General features: G+C 44.8%; 15 protein-coding genes and 1 other annotated feature. Of the genes, 5 read left to right on the forward strand and 10 right to left on the reverse strand.

Annotation, left to right across the window (positions count from 1 at the left end; genetic code table 11):
* Window positions 1-2: 2 nt before the first annotated feature.
* The 3 genes from ltaE to K5620_RS14520 form a co-directional block, all read right to left on the reverse strand.
* Complete coding sequence (gene ltaE / locus K5620_RS14510; RefSeq protein ID WP_221077387.1) at window positions 3-1,016, reverse strand: low-specificity L-threonine aldolase; 1,014 nt, start codon at window positions 1,014-1,016, stop codon at window positions 3-5.
* Window positions 1,016-1,849: an SDR family oxidoreductase gene (locus tag K5620_RS14515; RefSeq protein WP_016402245.1), complete on the reverse strand. Its 834-nt coding sequence runs from the start codon at window positions 1,847-1,849 to the stop codon at window positions 1,016-1,018. Before K5620_RS14515 ends, ltaE begins: the two co-directional genes overlap by 1 nt.
* 449 nt (window positions 1,850-2,298) lie before the next feature.
* Window positions 2,299-3,318 carry a LacI family DNA-binding transcriptional regulator gene (locus tag K5620_RS14520; protein ID WP_040307276.1) on the reverse strand — a complete coding sequence of 340 codons (1,020 nt, stop codon included), beginning with the start codon at window positions 3,316-3,318 and terminating at the stop codon, window positions 2,299-2,301.
* 196 nt (window positions 3,319-3,514) lie between these two features.
* Here K5620_RS14520 and pdxH point away from each other — a divergent pair, with 196 nt between their 5' ends.
* Window positions 3,515-4,168, forward strand: a complete 654-nt coding sequence (pdxH, locus tag K5620_RS14525; protein ID WP_016402247.1) for a pyridoxamine 5'-phosphate oxidase — start codon at window positions 3,515-3,517, stop codon at window positions 4,166-4,168.
* Here the strand turns inward: pdxH and K5620_RS14530 are convergent.
* From K5620_RS14530 to K5620_RS14555, 6 genes are all read right to left on the reverse strand, one after another.
* Window positions 4,158-6,098, reverse strand: coding sequence for a transglycosylase SLT domain-containing protein (locus tag K5620_RS14530; RefSeq protein ID WP_016402248.1), 1,941 nt, complete (start codon window positions 6,096-6,098; stop codon window positions 4,158-4,160). The genes pdxH and K5620_RS14530 overlap by 11 nt on opposite strands.
* Before the next feature lie 36 nt (window positions 6,099-6,134).
* Complete coding sequence (locus K5620_RS14535; RefSeq protein WP_016402249.1) at window positions 6,135-7,706, reverse strand: ABC transporter ATP-binding protein; 1,572 nt, start codon at window positions 7,704-7,706, stop codon at window positions 6,135-6,137.
* 10 nt (window positions 7,707-7,716) lie between these two features.
* The gene (locus K5620_RS14540; protein WP_016402250.1) at window positions 7,717-8,769 is read right to left on the reverse strand and encodes an ABC transporter permease; all 1,053 of its coding nucleotides are present in this window, start codon (window positions 8,767-8,769) and stop codon (window positions 7,717-7,719) included.
* Between the two features lies 1 nt (window position 8,770).
* Window positions 8,771-9,862: a microcin C ABC transporter permease YejB gene (locus K5620_RS14545; RefSeq protein WP_016402251.1), complete on the reverse strand. Its 1,092-nt coding sequence runs from the start codon at window positions 9,860-9,862 to the stop codon at window positions 8,771-8,773.
* A 7-nt stretch (window positions 9,863-9,869) separates the two neighbouring features.
* Complete coding sequence (locus tag K5620_RS14550; RefSeq protein WP_246612290.1) at window positions 9,870-11,642, reverse strand: extracellular solute-binding protein; 1,773 nt, start codon at window positions 11,640-11,642, stop codon at window positions 9,870-9,872.
* Window positions 11,643-11,736: 94 nt separating this feature from the next.
* Window positions 11,737-13,944: a putative bifunctional diguanylate cyclase/phosphodiesterase gene (locus K5620_RS14555; protein WP_215426498.1), complete on the reverse strand. Its 2,208-nt coding sequence runs from the start codon at window positions 13,942-13,944 to the stop codon at window positions 11,737-11,739.
* A 271-nt stretch (window positions 13,945-14,215) separates the two neighbouring features.
* Here K5620_RS14555 and hpf point away from each other — a divergent pair, with 271 nt between their 5' ends.
* Window positions 14,216-14,590 (forward strand): ribosome hibernation-promoting factor, HPF/YfiA family, encoded by a 375-nt coding sequence (gene hpf, locus K5620_RS14560; protein ID WP_016403975.1) that lies wholly within the window; start codon window positions 14,216-14,218, stop codon window positions 14,588-14,590.
* 85 nt (window positions 14,591-14,675) lie between these two features.
* Window positions 14,676-14,804 (forward strand) — a sequence feature (Phe leader region).
* Window positions 14,805-14,821: 17 nt separating this feature from the next.
* The gene (aroF, locus tag K5620_RS14565) at window positions 14,822-16,825 is read left to right on the forward strand and encodes a 3-deoxy-7-phosphoheptulonate synthase (protein WP_016403974.1); all 2,004 of its coding nucleotides are present in this window, start codon (window positions 14,822-14,824) and stop codon (window positions 16,823-16,825) included.
* Window positions 16,826-16,899: 74 nt separating this feature from the next.
* Here aroF and ffh read toward each other — a convergent pair whose 3' ends face one another.
* Entirely contained in the window at window positions 16,900-18,294 is a 1,395-nt protein-coding gene (gene ffh / locus K5620_RS14570; protein WP_221077388.1) for a signal recognition particle protein, read from the reverse strand.
* Between the two features lie 142 nt (window positions 18,295-18,436).
* Here ffh and K5620_RS14575 point away from each other — a divergent pair, with 142 nt between their 5' ends.
* Window positions 18,437-19,228, forward strand: coding sequence for a cytochrome C assembly family protein (locus K5620_RS14575; RefSeq protein ID WP_016403971.1), 792 nt, complete (start codon window positions 18,437-18,439; stop codon window positions 19,226-19,228).
* A gap of 71 nt (window positions 19,229-19,299) precedes the next feature.
* Entirely contained in the window at window positions 19,300-20,577 is a 1,278-nt protein-coding gene (locus tag K5620_RS14580) for an HlyC/CorC family transporter (protein WP_040307703.1), read from the forward strand.
* Window positions 20,578-20,600: the final 23 nt, after the last annotated feature.

Consider the following 20,600-nt stretch of genomic DNA (forward strand, 5'->3'; position numbering starts at 1 on the left):
CCTTATTGTCCTGCGTAAAACTGTTTAATTGCGGCTATCAGAGTATCTATATCTTGTTTGTTCACATTTAAATGGGTAACAAATCGCATTGGCGTGCCAGCGGTCATCAAAATCCCTTGCTCAGCTAGTGCAGCGGCTAATGCGCTAGACTGCTGCATTAAACACGTGGCATACACAATGTTGGTTTGCACAAGGCTAGGTTCACAACTTAGCTCCTCAATAGTTGCAAGCTGCTCGGCTAGATAAAGAGCATTGCTATGGTCATCGGCTAAACGCTGTACATTGTTCTCCAATACATATTGGCCAGCAGCTGCAATAATACCTGCTTGACGCATCCCGCCACCCAACATTTTTCTTAATCGAGTTGCTCGAGCAATAAGCTCTTCGCTGCCCAGCAATAAAGAGCCAATAGGTGCACCAAGTCCTTTGGATAAACAAATAGTAAAGCTGTCGAAAGGGTCAACAAGTTTTCGTTCATCTTCGCCGCTTTTAACTATTGCATTAAAAATGCGTGCGCCATCCAAATGCAAAGCCAAGTTATTTTGCTCAACAAAAGGACGTAGCGTAGCTAAATAGTCCATTGGCAATACTTTTCCACCAATGGTGTTTTCCAGCGATAACAAACGACTTTTCGCAAAGTGGAAATCATCGGATTTAATAACGGCTTTTACTTTATCTAAATTAAGACTGCCATCGATTTCGTTTTCAATAGGCTGAGGCTGAACACTGCCAAGTACTGCCGCACCGCCTCCTTCGTATTTATAGTTGTGTGCATTTTGCCCACAAATATACTCATCTCCGCGTTGGCAATGGGCCATTATGGCCAGTAAATTGGCCTGAGTACCAGAACTACAAAATAACGCAGCCTGCTTGCCCATGCGCTCAGCAGCGTAGCTTTGCAGGCGATTTACTGTTGGATCATCCCCATAAACATCATCACCTACCAGAGCGGTACTCATTAACTGGCGCATCGCTTGGCTAGGCTGGGTTACAGTATCACTTCTAAAATCGCTCATTATTCTGCCTCTTCGATATTGTCCTGCAACCATGCCATAGGGTCAGGATAGGTAAATTGAAAATTTAGGCTGGCTTTAAGTTTGTTATTGGCAATAACCTTGTTACTTGCTGTTCCATCAACAAAGTTGGGAGCCGCTAAGCCTAACTGCTCTGCTGCTAGTTGGTAGAAAGTTTGCTTAGTGGGATGAAGATCTGCGCTGGCATTAAAGGTCTCTCCCCAACAATCGCGCTTAATGATTTGGCTGATGATCTTAATACAATCACTGCGATGGATAATATTAATTGGGCTACTCGGGCCACTCACCGTTTTACCCGAGAGAAAACGTCCTGGTTTACGTTGCCCGCCCACCAAACCTGAAAAACGCAATATCGAAGCATCAAAATAAGCATCATTGATTAGCTCATCTTCAATCTGCTTTAAAGCTTTGCCGGAGGTTGTCTCTGGTAGCCGTGGGCTGGATTCATCCACCACGCCCTGCATCGGGCCGTATACAGAAGTAGAGGAAACAAACAGCACCTTCTTCAACCCTTGCCGTTTGGCTGCAGCGAGCAAATTTGATATTTGTGCAATATGAAATTCAGCAGTGTTGGTTTTACGCCCAGGTGGAATATTGATGATCAGCAAATCACTATTCAGTAAAGCGTCAATGTTGTCTGAATCAAGCTGCGGGTTTAGTTCTAGGCGGTAAGCTTCTATGCCTGCGGCACTAAGCTCTGCCAGCTCTTCATTGTGTCGCTTAGAGCCAAGCACATGATAGCCTTGCCCTAGCAATGACTTTGCCAACGGCATCCCTAACCAACCACAACCTACAATACTAATTCGCTTAATCACTGCGCTTCCTTCTGTGCCTTAGGTTTGCATAGTATACCTATCTAGCTATGTAGCTGATCACTATTAAAAATAAAAATATGGCTGCGAGCCAATTGGCTATAAAAACGGGAGAGTTCAGCATTAATTGTTTGCATCTTCGAAAAGAGGGAGCATTCAATAACGGCTTTTATGGAAGGGTTGAAAAACCAGCTTCGCCAAAACGCAGGCAAAAAAAACGACCTAATAAATTAGGTCGTAACAGCAAGTTTTTAGAATTGTTGATACCTAGAAAAGGCTAAGTAATTCAAACAACCCTATACAGCGGGAAAGTTTCAATTAAGTCATCTCAAACTCAATCTTCAAATGCGGCTAACAGTTGCACTCGATGTGAAAACGATACCAGAAAACCTTTTCAAGACAAGTCATAAAAAAGGCTGCAAGCAGCCTTAATTATTATTTTTTGAATTGGATCACGATTTATCGCTAGCGGAGTCGCGAACGATCAATTCTGGATGGAATTTTAGATCCATAACATTTGGTCCCATTTCGTCATCTTTCGACTCCAAAATGTCAATCGCCAACTGAGCAGCACGTTTGCCCATGTCTTCAATTGGGTAACGAACCGTGGTTAGTTTAGGGTGAACAAAACGCGCGTAGTGGTTGTCATCGTAACCCACTACAGAGATTTGCCCTGGAATATCATAACCTTTGTCACGCAGTGCTGATAATGCACCTGCCACCATAGAGTCGTTGTAACCCACAATGGCGCTAAACTCTACGCCGCGCTCTAGCAACTTATCAACAGCTTGACTGCCACCCACTTCGTCGGGATAAGCACGCGCAATTAATTGCTCATTAAGCGGACCAGAGCTCTCTTCCATTGCTTGACGATAGCCAGATAAACGCTCTACACCATCAGCAAATGACAAGTCATCCGTGGTGATAAACGCAATATCTTTATGGCCTTTTTCTAACAAGAATGACGTGGCTTTATAACAGCCTTCATGGTTGTCTAAATACACACAACGGTTTTCAAAACCAGGCACCAAACGGTTAATGAAAATAAATGGCGTATCACAATCCGCTACTTCGCGTAACTCTTCATCACTTAATGCCATTGAGTGAACAATTACTGCATCACATTGGCGTTGCAATAAAATATCGATGGCATGGCGTTCTTTTTCTGCACTATGGTGACCAGACATCACAATAGTGTATTTATCAGACTCATCAACAACTTCTTCAATGCCTTTCATCATTTGCACGAAGAATGGACCACCACCTAAATCACCAACAATCAAGCCAATGCAATCTGAGCGTTTGCTCACTAAAGCCTGGGCAAAGCTGTTAGGGCGATAATGCAGCTCTTCCATCGCTCTGAGTACGGCCTCTCGTTTCTCCGGGGCAACCTGGGCAGTATTGTTAATAACACGGGATACTGTCGAAATAGATACATTCGCCAACTGAGAAACGTCTTTAATTGTGGCCAAATTACTTACCCTCTTTTCGTCTGCTAAGCAGAATTAAACCTGAAACTCGAACAAGGCAAAACTATATCAAGCCAAAGCAAAACTTGATAGTGAAACCGTGCTACAGAGTGTAAACTATGATCTTTAGTCAGTTATGCTATTTTCACCCTTTTATGCAAATTTTGTTTGTTGCATCAATTAATTAAGCAAATCAATTATGTCACTCTTAAGTAAAATACGCTGCGCGCTAACCTTAGGCCAAGGGGTGCTGCTTTCCCCACCAGAACCAAAAGGAAATGAAGATCCTTTTGAGCTATTTGGCGATTGGTTTAAACAAGCAGAGAAGTCGGGCATTGTATTGCCTGAATCTATGACCATTTCTTCGGTAGGTCCCGATGGCCGCCCTTCAGCCAGAGTAGTGTTACTCAAAGATTTTAACGAGCAGGGCTTTGTTTTTTATACTAATTATGGCAGTAGAAAAGGCCAAGAGTTAGAAAACCACCCGCTTGCTTGCCTTACTTTTCATTGGAATATCTTACAGCGTCAAGTACGAATAGAAGGCCGCGTGGAACGCGTTAGCCCTAAAGAGTCAGAAGAATACTTTCATAGCCGTGGCCGAGGCAGTCAAATTGGTGCCTGGGCGAGCCATCAAAGCCAAGTTATTGCAAACCGCGAAGTGTTAGAGCAACAAGTAACACAATACAAACAGCAGTTTGCTGACAAAACGGTGCCATTACCCGAGTTTTGGGGTGGTTATCGAGTGATCCCCGACACGATCGAGTTCTGGCAAGGAAAAGCCGACCGCCTACACGATCGCTTTCGCTATACCAGTGATGCCAAAGGCTGGAAGATAGACCGCCTTAGCCCTTAGATTTTCCGTATTGGTAGCCCAGTTCATTTGGCGTAAGAAACGGCGTAAGTTGCTGCTTGCGCCGATATTGGTATACCACCTGATAAGCCAGCACACTTTGTACGTAGTGGCGGGTTTCTTTGAATGGAATAGATTCAACCCATACGTCGGCTGGCACATCGCCACGCTCCTTCAACCAGCGGTTTACCCGGTGTGGCCCAGCGTTGTAGGCTGCAGCGGCAAGAATTCGATTACCTTGATAGCGATTAAGTAAACCATCAAAGTAAGCACTGCCTAAGCGTATATTATCTTCGGGTTCGAACAATTGGCTTCGCGAGCGATAACGGAAACCGATTTTTCGTGCGGTTTCTTTGGCTGTGGCTGGCATTAGCTGCATTAAACCGCGCGCCCCTACCGAGCTTTGAGCCAATGGGTACATGGCACTCTCTTGACGAGCTACCGCATAAAGCAGGCTTGCCTCAACCTGTCGTTTATTAGCAAAGTACTCAAACTCTTTAGCAAAGCTTAGCGGAAAACGCATTTCCAACTGATCCCACTGCTTTGCAACAATAGAGGCTTGAACCGCTAGGTCTTGCCAATCGTTATTAAGTGCTAATACGCCTAAATCCAATTGCCGCAATAAACTTGAGCGGCGCAACAAGGTATCCCACTCGGTTCGGGCAGAGTAATACTCGCCTAAGGCAAGTAGTTCAGTGACTTTAAGCACCACGGGATGTTGGTTAAGCTGCTTCAGAGTATCGTCGCTAGTGATATGACGCTGCTCTCCCAGTTGATAAGGTTGCTGTAAAAACTGCGCAGATAGAAAGCCATGATAGCTTCTTTCTTTAGCCAGCATCTCTAAGGTAGGTTGCGCGCGTTCTTTCTGCCCTAAAGCCACTAATGAACGAGCTTGCCAGTAGGTCCAGCGTTCTTGTTTTTGCTTTGCTTCAGGAAGGCGGGCAATCCACAAGCCAATTTGGTCCCATTGCTGCTCTGCTATAGCTAGGCGAATTCGACGCTCAATTGTCGCTGTATCAGGATTAAGGCGTAACTGCCGATCTGACCATTTCAATAGCTCTGGGCTTTTGTCACTAATCACTTTGCGGATCAGATAGCGCTCAACATTAAGGTATAAGGCGTCTGATTTGGCCAGTACTTTCGACCAACGCTCAATATGCTCAACGGCTGACTCTAAGTCTGAGCGAGCTAGACGCTTAATTGCTAGTAAAGCGACTTCTTGATGGCGGCTAGATTGGTTTAATTTTAACTTACCGGAACTTAACACCGCCATAGGCTTAACATAAGCATCCGCTAATAACTTGGCATCAGCTTTTTTAGAATCAGATAAGGACTTAGCAACATATTTCATTAAACCAGGCTTACTGGCTTGAAAACTCAACAGCATTCGTTGCCAACGTAGTTGGTCGCTAATATTTCCAGCTTTCTGCCAGCTGTCAAATAAGGGGTCACAGGCTTTGGGGCGAGAACGCCCATGTACCCATAGTTTCTCGGCACCTTGCCAAGCTTGACTAGCATCGCCCACTTTAAGTTGAGCGAAATAATGGTGGCACTGCAAATCAATACTATTGGGTAGCTTTGGATAAAACTCCAGGTAACTTTGCCACTGTTTACGCCTCGCTAATTCCAACAAAAAGCGGCGCTGCAGAGCATTGCTTAAGTAAGACTGAGGATTGTCTAAAATAAACTGTTCTACTTGCTGACGCGAAGCGTTACGCAACTGACCACGCAACTGGTAGTACTGCAAGTGGTCCACCAAGGGGTAAGCGCCAAGCTTTTCGATAGACTTTTCTGCCTGCGCCCATTTATCGGCACGTTGCAGTTTTCTTATATCTTTATAAGACTGCTGTTGGGGGCTTAACTCTGCAGCATGAGCCATGCCCAAGCTGCCACACACCAAACAAACCAGTACTCGCCAAAACCGCTTGAGCATTACTAGTGGCGCCCTATTAAAAGAAACTACTGATATTTAGATTAACGCAGCATTGATTAATCGGCGAGTATAATCTTGCTTTGCATCAGAAAAAATTTGCTCGGTTTCGCCCTGCTCAACCAACTGGCCGTGTTGCATCACCATCACCCGATGACACAAGGCGCGAATAACCGCTAAATCGTGGCTAATGAACAGATAGCTAAGGTTATATTTTACTTGAAGTTTTTTAAGTAACTCCAATAACTGCTTTTGTACGGTACTGTCTAAAGCTGAAGTAGGCTCATCTAAAATGAGCACTTCAGGCTTCAATACCAATGCTCGCGCTAATGAGATCCGCTGACGCTGCCCGCCTGAGAATTCGTGTGGATAACGATGCATAGTTTCGGGCTCTAGGCCAACATCTTGCAAAGCTTCAGAAACGCGTTGCTTAAGCTGCTGCTCGTTAAGCGAAAAGTGCAAACTTAAGCCTTCGCCAATAATCTGTAGCACCGACATACGAGGGCTTAAACTGGAGAAGGGATCTTGAAATACAATTTGCATAAAACGACGCAACGGCCGCATCTGTTTTACACCATAGTCATGAATAAACTCACGCTTAAAAGCAATTTCACCTTCGCTATCAATTAGCCTTAGTACCGCTTGGGCCAAGGTACTCTTACCTGAGCCACTTTCACCTACAATCCCCAGTGTTTCACCACGTTTTAGATGAAAGTCGATGCTGTTAACTGCTTTTATATGATCAACCGTACGCTGCAAAAAGCCACGCTTAATCGGAAACCATACTTTTAGCTTACTAGCTTCAAGTAACAGCTCTTGTTTAGCTGCTGGAAGTTGCTCACGCACGGGCTCAGAATCTAACAATACCTTTGTATAAGCATGTTGCGGAGCGGCAAATAGTTGCTGGCAAGCGTTTAACTCTACCAACTCACCGGCCTTCATTACCGCGACTCGGTCGGCATAGTTACGCACAACATTTAAATCGTGAGTAATAAGCAAAATTGCCATGCCTAGCTTTTGTTGTAACTCTTTCAAAAGCTCCAAAATCTGCAATTGAATTGTGACATCCAAGGCTGTGGTCGGCTCGTCGGCAATTAGTAGTTTTGGCTCAGTGGCTAAGGCCATAGCAATCATCACCCGTTGCCTTTGCCCACCAGAAAGCTCATGAGGAAAGCTGTTTAAACGTTTTTCTGGCTCTAAAATGCCCACCAGGTTCAATAACTCTAACACCCTTTCGCGTGCCTGTTGTTTATGCATGCCTCGGTGTACACACAATACTTCGCTTATTTGTTTTTCAACACTATGAAGAGGATTAAGCGAGGTAAGAGGCTCTTGGAATATCATTGCGATTTGGTCGCCACGTAAGGCCTGCAGCAGTTTTTTAGGTTGGTTTAGCACCGACTTCTGCTGCAGCAAAATCTCGCCCTTAACATCGGCTTTATCACCCAGTAAAGACAATACCGACAGCGCAGTCACCGATTTCCCGGAACCACTCTCCCCCACCAAGGCCAAGATCTCACCAGCATAGACATCAAAACTAACTTGCTTTACTACCGGCTCTGGCAAACCAAAACAAACAGATAGCTGTTTTACTTCTAATAACTTGTTCATTGTCAGCTACCTACACTCGTTTTCTAGGGTCGAAAGCATCTCGGGCTGCTTCACCAATAAATACCAACAACACTAAGATAATCGACATGGAAAAGAATGCAGTTATCCCTAACCAAGGCGCTTGCAGATTGTTCTTTCCTTGCGCCACCATTTCACCTAACGAAGGCGAGCCCGGCGGTAAACCAAAGCCGAGATAATCCAAACCAGTTAGCGCGGTAAGCCCACCAATAAAGATAAACGGCATAAAGGTTAACGTAGCAATCATCGCATTGGGCAGTATATGTCGTGCCATTATCGCTCTGTCGCCTACCCCTAAGGCACGAGCCGCTTTTACATACTCTAAATTACGGCCTCGCAAAAACTCGGCACGTACTACATCAACCAAACTCATCCAACTGAATAGCAGCAAAATGCCGAGTAGCCACCAAAAGTTTGGCTGTACCAAACTGGATAAAATAATTAGCAAAAACATTTGCGGCATGCCCGACCAAATCTCAATGAAGCGCTGACCAAACAAATCCACACGTCCGCCAAAGTAGCCTTGCATAGCACCTACCGCTACACCAATCACCGAACTGCTAATCGCCAGAACTAAAGCAAACAATACCGACAAACGAAAACCATATAATAAGCGCGAGAAAACATCTCGGCCTTGGTCATCGGTACCTAACCAGTTAACACCAGTAGGCGGAGAAGGCGATGGCACATTAAGATTGTAATTTATGGTTCCGTAAGAAAAACGCACCGGTGGCCACAGCATCCACCCACCTTGCTCTGTAATCAGGTCTTGAATGTAGGGGTCCGAATAATCAGCCGCTAAATCGAAGTCTCCCCCAAAATCTAGCTCAGTGTATTCACTCACTACCGGCATCATCCATTGCTGCTGGTAGCGAATTAACACGGGTTTATCATTAGCAATAAATTCAGCAAATAAGCTAGTGAAAAACAGCAGAATAAATAGCCAAAAACTCCAGTAGCCACGACGATTAGCTTTAAACTGCAACCAACGACGCTGATTGAGTGGACTGGCTTTAGCGCGCTTCCATTGAGCGACAACTCCCATGCTACTGCCTCCCCTCAAAGTTAATTCGAGGGTCAATCATGGTGTAGGTAATATCACTTATCAGTTTAAGAACTAAACCAATTAACGTTGACATATACAAGGTACCAAACACCACGGGGTAATCACGATTAACCACCGCCTCAAAGCCCAGTAAACCCAAGCCATCGAGAGAGAAAATAACTTCGATCATAAATGAGCCAGTTAAGAAAATACTGATTAAGGTTGCAGGTAAACTCGAGATAACCAGTAACATCGCATTACGAAAAACATGGCCGTAAAGTACCCGATTTTCGGTTAAGCCCTTAGCCCTAGCGGTAAGCACATATTGTTTATTAATCTCATCCAAGAAAGAGTTTTTAGTCAGCATAGTTAAGGTAGCAAAACTACTAATTACCATGGCTGTTACAGGTAGCGTGAGGTGCCAAAAGTAATCACCCACTTTGCCTAGCAAACTTAGTTCGTCCCAGTTACTAGACGTTAAACCACGCAGCGGGAACCAATCCCAATAACTGCCACCAGCAAAAAGCACAATCAGCATAATCGCAAATAAGAAATTGGGAATGGCAAAACCAATGGTAACCGCTGTTGAACTCCATATATCAAAGCGGCTGCCGTGTTGCACCGCTTTGCGGATGCCTAATGGAATGGAGATCCCGTAGACTAATAAAGTGGTCCATAAGCCCAAGGAAATAGACACCGGCATCTTTTCTAGAATTAAATCAACGACAGAGCTGTCACGATAAAAACTGTCACCAAAATCGAAACGAAGGTAGTTGCCTAGCATCTCAAAATAGCGCTCGTGTAAGGGTTTATCAAAACCATACAGTTGCTCTAACTCTTCAACCAGCTCTGGTGGTAAACCTTGTGCTCCGCGATACTGGCTAGAATTCCCGCCATTATTAGATTGAATAATTTCGGTATCTACACCGGAATCAACGCGGCGGGTAGCAGAGGTATCAATGCCCTGTATCTTAGCAATGGCTTGTTCAACCGGCCCACCCGGCGCAGATTGAATAATAATGAAATTAAGAGTCATGATCCCCAGCAAAGTGGGGATCATCAATAATAAACGTCGAAGAATGTAGCTAGTCATTGGGTAACTATTCAACCCACCAGCTATCTAAACCCAGCGCATATTTAGGGTTACGCTCAGGTCGTTTAAGTTTATCCCAATAGGCCACTCGCCAAGCATTTAAGTGCCATTGCGGCACTACGTAATACGACCACAACAATACTCGGTCTAAAGCACGGGTTGCATCAATCAGGGCCTGACGATCCTCGGCAGCAATTACCGCTTCAATCAACGAGTCGATAACCGGGCTATTTACACCAATGATATTGCGAGACCCAGTATGCTCAGCGGCTTTACTTCCCCAAAAATCACGCTGTTCATTACCCGGAGATGACGACTGACCAAAACTGCCGACCACCATATCAAAATCAAAGTTCTGCACCCGATTCACATATTGCGATACATCAACTACGCGCACTTCGGTGCTAATACCAATTTTTTGTAGGTTGCGCGTGTAAGGTAATACGATGCGCTCAAAACTCTTTTGGTATAGCAAAAACTCAATGTGCATTTGCTTGCCATTGGCATCGAGCAACTTGCCTTTGTTTAAACTCCACCCCGCCTCTTTTAGCAGCGCTAGAGCTTCGCGCATTTGCGGCCTAATATTACCGTCACCTCGGGTTTTCTCTAGAGTAAATTCTTTAGTGAATACCTCTTGCGGTAGCTGCTTTTTAAATGGTTCCAACAATGCCAACTCACCACCCTCTGGTAAGCCAGTTGATGCTAACTCTGAAGCAGCAAAATAGCTATTCGTGCGTTTGTACGCCCCGTAAAAAAGTTGCTCATTAGTCCATTCAAAATCAAATAATAAACCAATTGCTTTGCGCACTTCGGTTTGCTTAAACAAATCGCGACGGGTATTAAATACAAAGCCCTGCATGCCTTGAGGATTTTCGTTGCTCAAGGTATCGGTATGTACTTTGCCGCTATCAAACATTGGGCCGGTATATGCGGTAGCCCAGTCTTTAGCACTGGTTTCGATGCGGTAATCAATTCGGCCTGATTTAAAAGCTTCTAGCGCCACTGACGAATCTCGGTAGTACTCATATTTAATCTCAGCAAAGTTATGACGCCCGCGATTAATCGGTAAATCCTTAGCCCAATAATCTTTAACCAACTGATAACTCACCGAACGGCCAGTATCAAACTCACCCAATTTATATGGGCCAGAGCCCAGCGGGATGGTTAAATCGGCTTTAGAAAAGTCATGATTTTGCCAAAAGTGCTTAGGCAAAATTGGCAGTTGACCCAAGATAAGTGGCAACTCGCGATTGGTGCCATCGGCAAAGGTAAAACGCACACTCGATACAGACTCGGCTTTTACCTCTTTAATGCTGCCGTAATAAGCGCGGTAAAATGGCGCGCCTTTTTCTATCAATAAATTAAAGGTGAATACAACATCTTCTGCAGTGACAGGTTTGCCATCATGAAAACGCGCTTCTGGGCGAAGGTTAAAACGAACCCAAGAGCGATCTGCTGGTAAATCAATACTCTCGGCCAGCAAACCGTATTGAGCGAATGCTTCATCATCATTGCTGGTTAATAAGGTATCGTAAATTTGGCCAACACCTGCAGCAGAATTGCCTTTTACGATGAAGGGGTTAAACGTATCGAAGGTGCCTTGTGCTTCATGGGTCACACTGCCCTGCTTGGGCGCATCAACATTAACATAAGGAAGGTGGCTAAAATCTGCGGCTAAGGCAGGTTCACCGTGCATCACTAGGGCGTGGGAGCGAACAAAATCTTCGGCATGAGCTACGTTTAAAACCAAAAGTGCAAAAGCCGATAACAGCCATTTCATGATACGCGGTTCCTTATTGAGTGAGTCGAATCATCGACTTAACTAATATCTAGCTCTAGTTATAACCGACTCGAAAGCAAAAGATAAAGGGCTATTAGCCAAATTTGCTCTGAAAACGCTGAATATATCTCTCCAAGGCTTCTGCAGTAATCGCTTTGCTGGATAAATAACCTTGATAGAAGGTACACCCTTGTTGTTTAAGAAAGGCTAATTGCTGGCGCGTTTCAACGCCTTCAGCGGTAACAGTAAAGCCTAAATGGTTGGCCATCGCCAATACTGCATCAACAATGGCCATGTCTCGGCTATCACGTGGAATATCACGAATAAACGAGCGGTCGATTTTTAGTTCATCCACTGGCAAGCGCTTCAAATAACTTAAAGACGAGTACCCGGCACCAAAGTCATCAATGGAAAAACGCAGCCCCATTTCCTTTAGCTGCTCCATTTTTCGAATAGTGTCTTCTGCATGGCCTAGCACCACCGATTCAGTAATTTCTAAATTAAGCATCGCGCCATCAATGCTGTAACGCGTCATCAGCTCTTCTACTCGGTCAACAAATTCAGGATGATGAAACTGTTTAGCACTAACATTCACTGATAATTCTGGCAACAGTAAACCCTTTTGCTGCCACTGCGCCATGTGTTTACAGCTTTGCTCTAATACCCACATACCAATATCAATGATCAGGTCTGACTCTTCGGCAATGGGAATAAACTCGGTGGGTGAAACCAAACCTTTACCTTCAGGTTGCCAGCGCACTAAGGCCTCTGCGCCGACTAACTCACCAGTAGACACCATGTGCTGCGGCTGGTAATAAAGCAGCAACTCGTCGTTGGCCAAGGCTCCACGTAATGCGTTATGTAGCTTTAAACGTTTATCGGCCTGTTTTTGCATACCATCATCAAAAAAGATAACGGTACGTCGACCGGCTGACTTTGCTTGATACATCGCTGTATCAGCCTGCTTCAATAGGTCTTCAGCGGTTTGCCCCTTACCAGGAAACAAGGTAATGCCTACGCTGGCACCAATATGCAGCGACTGGCCATCAAAGGGATAAGGAGAGGAAATAGTTTGGATTAAGCGTTTACCTACAATATTGGCTTGTTGCTCTGCGTGAGGAGGGCTTTCTCCTAAATCTGCCAGCAGCAAAACAAATTCATCACCACCTAAGCGAGCCAGCACGTCTCCTTCACGAATAAGCTCTTGCAAACGCTTGGCTACCTGCTGCAATACCCAATCGCCTGCTGCATGCCCTAATGAGTCGTTAATGTTTTTAAAATGATCTAAGTCGATAAACAGCAAAGCGCCAATGGCATGCTGCTTTTTAGCACGTGAAAAACAAAGGCTAAGTTCTTCGCGCAGCTTTCGACGATTAGGCAAACCAGTAAGCTCATCAAAATAAGCCAAATGTTGAATTTGCTGTTCTGTGGCTTTGTTTGCCGATATGTCTTGAAGACACACTACGTAATGGGTCAACGAATCTAAATCATTGTGAACAGCAGTGATGGTTTCTTGCTGGGTGTAACGTTGGCCATTTTTGCGCTGCCGTTCTACCTCACCTTTACGCCTAACCGTGCCATCTACTTCTTCAATAAATACTGGGCTTGGATTGCCCAGCACTTCTGTGAGTTCCTGTCCCAATACTTCATGTTGTTGATAACCAGTAATTTGGCTAAACGCCTTATTAACTTTAACGATGCGATAATTTACGTCGGTAATAATAAGCCCTTCATTACTCTCAAAGGCGATCGCCGACAGGCTCAAGGCTTCTCGTTGTTGTTGAACCTCAAATTCGCTACTTAAACGTTCAAAGAATGGGGCTAACAGTTGTTCGAGCAAAGCATGATCAAACTTTGCCTGGCTAAAACTAAAGGCAATATAGCCAATTACCCGCTGTTGCTGAATTATTTGCTGTGCCCAGAAACCTTGTAACGGTTGCTGGATCTCAGGTTGGGTGCTCGCATAATCAGGATGAGCTTGTTGCAGATTATCAATATTTACAACCCGCCTAGCGCGTATTTCAGCCAGCAGGTTAGCTGAGGCAGGGCTTAGCTTCCCACCAATAAACTGGCCTTCTCGCCAATAGCGAATACAAGGAAGGCTAGGGGTTCGAGAATCGAAGTGAGCAATATAGCCTTCGCAAGCACCAACTTGCTGCGCCAATCTGCTAATGAGTTCGTCAAAAAAGCCTTCGCTAGGCTTAGCGGCTAAGGCAAGCGCGAGCTCGGTAAGTGCAGTGGAGGTTTCAGAAGACGACGCGGGGGAATTCACAACGCTGATTGTAGGTTGAATATTGTCCATAGTGGTCAACAGTGAAGCAAGGCATCCTTTGGCTTATGACTAATTAAAAACTAATTGCTAACACCAAGCGCTTGTTATTCACTCCAATGTGCCCAAGTTCGCCATAACATTCAAGCGATTTTCGGTAATTTATAGTACTTTTCGCTAAGCAATCACATTCACAAGCTCAGCCAATTTAACCCTTAAGAAATAGTGAGCTAGATCTGGTTTTTTATTTATGAAAGTCGTATTCTGGAGTTGAAATAATTACTAGATAGTCTTTGGGAGGCTTATGATTATTGATATTACCAGCAAGACAATTTCTATTACCCCAACCATTCGCGAGCACATTGCCGCGCGCTTTAAGAAACTGGAAAAAAACCAAATTCCGCTCATATCACCAAAAGTGATTATCACCACCGACAATAAAAAGGTAAAAGTAGAAGCGAAGATCAATCTGCCAAACGGACAACTGTTTGCCAGCGATGAACATCAAGACCTGAGCGTTGCCATTAACAATTTAGGGCAAAAACTTGAACGCCAGTTACACCGCTTCCAAGATAAGCCTAATGCGCACCGCGCTAGCCGCTCTGGAAAAGATTTCTTACGTTCGCCGAGTGAAGTAGACGACGGCGAGCCTAGCTCCGAGGATGAACAAGCCGCTTAAAGGCTAAATAAAGAGTAATACCAAGCAACTAATCGCTTGGTATTACTTGACTTTCCCCTGATTGCTTTTTAGTCTGACGTCATGAAAATATTCAACACCCGATTTTTGTTTGGTTTCTTTTTTACTCCACCCTTTTAGGGAGGCGGACGGAATTGGTGTAAAAACGAAAACACACAGAATCCATAAAGCCTCCTTCTTAGGAGGCTTTTTTGTTAACAGGGAATACAACAGATGGCAGACTTAGAGCAGATCCGAACAAAAATAACAGCGCTCGACCAATCATTATTAACACTGCTGACTGAGCGTCGCCAACTCAGTGTTGAAGTAGCAAAAAGTAAAATAGAAAACCCCAAAGCGATTCGCGACCAAGAACGTGAACAGTTGCTGCTGGTTAAGCTAATAAATAAAGGCAGAGAGTTAGGCTTAGACGCCCACTATGTAACTCAGCTTTATCACACCATCATCGAAGACTCGGTATTATCGCAACAAGCATTTCTGCAAGGCATTACTAATCCAGATATTCATGCGCAAGCGGTAAGAGTGGCATTTTTAGGTAACAAAGGCTCTTACAGCAACATTGCAACTCATCAATACTTCTCGCGTTATAAAAAGCAAATTGTTGAATTTGGCTGCAGTGCCTTCCAAGACATTGTTGATACCGTGGAATCTGGCCAAGCTGACTACGGCATGTTGCCTATTGAAAACACCAGCTCTGGCAGTATTAATGAAGTATACGATGTATTGCAGCACACCAGTTTGTCGATTGTTGGCGAACTATCAATACCTATTGACCACTGTATTCTGGCTCATCCAAAAGCCAAACTAGAGCAAATAACTACCTTGTATGCTCACCCTCAACCTTATGCTCAGTGCAGCCTTTATTTGCGCACTTTAGCTAATACCCGAGTAGATTTTGTAGATAGCTCTTCCAAAGCTATGGAAGTGGTTGCCGGAGGCGACGACTTAACCGTTGGTGCTATTGGCAGTAAAGTGGGCGGTGAAATGTATGGTTTGCAAGCCTTGAAAACCGATATTGCCAATCAACAACAAAACTACACTCGCTTCATTGTAGTTTCTCGCAAACCGGTGGAAGTTGCTGAGCAAGTGCCAGCGAGAACGACTTTTATTATGTCAACGGCACAGCAAGCAGGTTCGTTGGTAGAAGCGCTGTTGGTATTGCGCGAGCACGATATAAACATGAGCAAACTGGAATCTCGCCCAGTACAAGGCAATCCTTGGGAAGAAATGTTTTATGTGGATGTTTCCGCCAATGTTAAGTCTAGTCAAATGCAATCGGCACTGGCAGAACTAACGCGCCTTACCCGCTATATTAAAGTGCTTGGCTGCTACCCAAGTGAAAATGTTGACCCAACACTTATTCCACTAGAAGCCTTAGCCAACAAAGACAAAAATAAAGGTGGCGAACCAAGCTTAATTAGCACCGTACAAGAAGATGGTGCGCTCTCTAGCCGTTCACACAAAGCCAGTGCTACGGTAGTGCGCGTTGGCGATGTTAAAATTGGTGATGGTGGCTTTGTTACCTTTGCAGGCCCCAGTGCAGTAGAGTCTGAACAACAAATCATAAACTGTGCAGGTGCGGCCAAAGAAAGTGGTGCTGCAGTACTTGCCGCAGGTTGCTTTAAACCACGCAGTTCGCCTTATAGCTTCCAAGGTTTAGGCGAAGAAGGCCTAAGTTATTTAAACGCCGCCGGTAAAAAGTACAAGCTTCCAACTATGACCGAAGTAAGCTCGGTTGATCAGGTTGTTACTTTGGCGGCTAAAGCAGACATACTGCATGTTCGCTCGCGCCACATGAAAAACTTTAACCTGTTAAAAGAACTGGGTAAGTCTACTCGCCCTATTCTTTTAGAGCGCAACAACATGGCCTCTATTGATGAGTGGTTGCATGCCGCGGACTACATTTTGGCACAAGGCAACCAACAGGTGATTTTATGTGAAGCAGGTGTTAGAACGCTTGAAGGCAAGAATAAAATCACCTTGGACTTAGGCGCAATTAGCTTGTTGCGCCAACGAACCCACCTACCGATTGTGGTAAACCCAGGTGAAGCAGTAGACGAACTAAGCGCAGTGGCTCCTATGGCCAAAGCAGCCAAGTTATTAGGTGCCGATGGTATTGTACTTTGTGCTCACCCATCACCAAGTGATGCCAGTGTAGATGCTGATAAATCATTAGATTTTAAACAACTACAACACTTGATGAGCGAACTATACTAATAGCTAGTCAGTAACGACTAGCACCAACAAAAAAGCCCAGCAAATCGCTGGGCTTTTTTACATTAAATAAGTGTTTAGAAACGTCCTGGTCCGCGACCGCCGCCAAATCCGCCCATACCACCTGGAGGCATCATGCCTTTCATTTGGCTCATCATTTTGCGCATGCCGCCTTTACCGGACATTTTCTTCATCATTTTTTGCATTTGAGTGAATTGCTTCAGCAACTTGTTCACATCTTGGATCTGAGTGCCAGAACCAGCAGCTATACGACGCTTGCGTGAGCCTTTAATAATATCGGGGCGTTGGCGCTCGCCCGGCGTCATAGAGTTGATAATCGCTTCCATTTGGTTAGTAAGCTTATCATTCATTTGGTCTTTAACACTATCGGGAACTTGCCCCATGCCAGGCAACTTGTCCATCATGCCCATCATGCCGCCCATGCTTTTCATCTGCACTAATTGCTCACGGAAGTCTTCTAAATCGAAGCCTTTACCTTTTTGAACTTTCTTAGCCAGCTTCTGCGCTTGGTCTTTATCAACTTTGCGCTCTACCTCTTCGATAAGAGAAAGCACATCGCCCATGCCTAAGATACGTGAAGCTATGCGGTCTGGGTGGAAAGGCTCTAGAGCATCGGTTTTCTCACCCACACCCATAAACTTAATTGGCTTACCAGTAATGTGACGAATCGATAAAGCGGCACCGCCACGCGCGTCACCATCGGTTTTAGTTAAAATCACGCCGGTAAGTGGCAGAGCTTCGTTAAAGGCCTGAGCGGTATTTGCCGCATCTTGACCAGTCATCGCATCTACAACAAACAAGGTTTCTACTGGCTCAACCACCTGATGAAGCGCTTTAATTTCGTCCATCATGTCTTCATCAACATGTAAACGACCCGCGGTATCTACAAGTAGTACGTCCGCAAATTGAGTTCTGGCTTCGGCGATAGCACCGTTAACGATATCAACCGGATTTTGCTTTTCGTTACTTGGGAAGAAAATAGCGTCAACTTCTGTTGCTAGAGTCTCTAGCTGTTTAATCGCAGCGGGACGATAGATATCGGCACTCACTACCATTACTTTTTTCTTTTCGCGCTCTTTTAGGTATTTAGCTAACTTAGCAACAGAGGTGGTTTTACCCGCACCTTGCAAACCAGCCATCATTACGACTGCCGGAGGCTGGGCTGCCAAATTAAGACTTTCGTTAGATTCGCCCATGGCTGATTCCAGCTCTTGCTGAACAATCTTAACGAATACTTGACCAGGGCTAAGGCTCTTATTTACTTCTTGGCCTAGGGCACGTTCTTTTACTTTTTTAACAAACTCGCGAACTACGGGTAAGGCAACATCCGCTTCCAACAAGGCCATACGCACTTCGCGCAAGGTATCTTTAATGTTGTCATCGGTCAGTCGGCCGCGGCCGCTGATATTTTTTAACGTTTTCGAGAGTCGATCAGATAAGTTTTCAAACATGCTTTTTCCTGTTGATCATATAGCGAGCACTGTTTAGCCGCCACATTATACCGAAGCGCCGATATTCTAAAAGCTAATTCTAGCCCTGACTGTTTAGGGCGAGTATACTGAACCCAAACAATCATATAGTTAGCTTCAAATCATGAATGTATTGGTACTTCCTACCACCGTTTTTTATCTGTTAGCCGCTTACGTATGTATAAGTGGTTTGCTGAATAAACAAAGCGGAGCCAACATATGGCTATGGCTCAGCGCTGGCTGCGCAATGCTACTGCATGGCATTTGGGAAGTAGAGCATTTATTTTTGGCGCAAGGCCAAGATTTAAGCATCTTTAATGTAGCGGGTTTAGTCAGCTTGCTGATTGCTCTCACCGTTACCGCTTTAGTTAAACCATTCAAACTATGGTTTATTTTGCCAGTGGTATACCTATTTTCCATTGTGAGCATGTTATTAGCGGTAATGATCCCAAGTGACTACATCATTCATCTGGAGTTAAAACCGCAAGTGCTGATCCACATCAGCGTTGCCTTAGCCGCCTTTACCGTACTAATGATTGCAAGCTTGTATGCCTTGCAGATGGCTTACTTAGATTGGACTTTAAAACGCCACAAGCCTGGGGCAATTCACCCAGCAATGCCCTCTTTAATGAGCATTGAGAAACAGTTATTCACCTTGATTCGGGTTGGGCTCATCCTGCTTAGCGTGTCGTTATTGAGCGGCTTTGTATTTTTAACCGACTTTTTTGCCAATGGCCGTGGCCATAAAGCAATCTTCAGCTTAATCGCTTGGTTTATCTACGCCAGCCTTCTTTGGGGACACCACTACCGAGGCTGGCGTGGGAAAATGGTCGTGATCATGACGGTAATTGGTTCAATCTTGCTTAGTTTGGCCTATTTTGGCTCACGCTTTGTTAAGGAAATCATCCTCAACTAAAATGAGACCTTGACAGCCCTTTGGGGCTGCATATAAATTAGCCCTGTTATATTAATCAAGGACTCTCCTGTTTGGACGACATATCTACGAGTAGCTTACTGCTACTTCTCGTGTTCCTCATAATTTGCTCTGCTTTCTTTTCTAGCTCCGAAACTGGCATGATGTCGCTTAACCGCTACCGCCTGCGGCATTTAGTTAATACTAAACATAAAGCAGCTAGCCGAGTAGACAAGCTTCTGGATCGCCCTGACCGATTAATTGGATTAATCTTAATTGGCAATAATCTCGTTAATATTTTTGCCTCGGCCATCGCCACCATTATTGGATTGCGACTGTTCGGCGATGTAGGGGTAGCTATCGCTACGCTTGCACTTACTTTTGTCATTTTGATTTTTGCTGAAGTAACGCCCAAAACCATGGCTGCACTTTATCCGGAAAAGATTGCCTTCCCCGCTTCAATATTGCTACGCCCATTAATGAAATTATTGTTCCCATTTATTTGGGCTACCAATGGCGTCACTAATGGTCTATTGCGTTTATTAGGGGTAAACCCCACAAACAAAGATGATGAAGCGCTAAATCCTGAAGAACTGCGTACCGTAGTTGACCAAGCGGGCACACTTATCCCTAAGCGTCACCAAGACATGCTACTAAGCATTTTGGACCTAGAGAAAGTGACGGTTGACGACATCATGATCCCGCGCAACGAAATTGCCGCCATCGATATTAACGATGATTGGGACAGCATTCTTCGCCAGCTCACTCAAAGCACTCACACCAAAATTTTGTTATTTCGCGACACCATTGATGATTCGGTAGGCTTTGTCCACTCACGTGATTCGCTGCGACTATTGTCTCGAGAGCAGTTTGATAAAACCTCGATGCTGCGTGCCGCCAAAGAAATTTACTTCATCCCCGAGGGCACCCCGTTAAATGTGCAGCTATTGAAGTTTCAGCGCCGTAAAGAGCGTATTGGACTTATCGTGGATGAATACGGCGACATTCAAGGCTTAGTCACGTTAGAGGATATTCTAGAGGAAATTGTTGGTGACTTTACCACTAGCATTGCCCCCGACCCTAGTGATGAAATCCATCCACAAATTGATGGCAGCTATTTGATCGACGGCGCTGTAAATATTCGAGACTTGAATAAAGAAATGAGCTGGAGTTTACCCATCGATGGCCCTAAAACGCTAAATGGCTTGATTGTGGAACACTTAGAAGACATTCCCGAAGCTAACTTATGTTTACGTTTAGCCGGTTACCCCATCGAAATAGTCGAGATAGAAAACAACACTGTAAGCTTGGCCCGAGTCATTCCAGCGTTTTACAGCAAGCCTAAGAAGTAAACGCCCCCATTAAAAATACAAAA

It is taken from the genome of Agarivorans albus (assembly GCF_019670105.1).
Taxonomy (GTDB): Bacteria; Pseudomonadota; Gammaproteobacteria; order Enterobacterales; family Celerinatantimonadaceae; genus Agarivorans; species Agarivorans albus.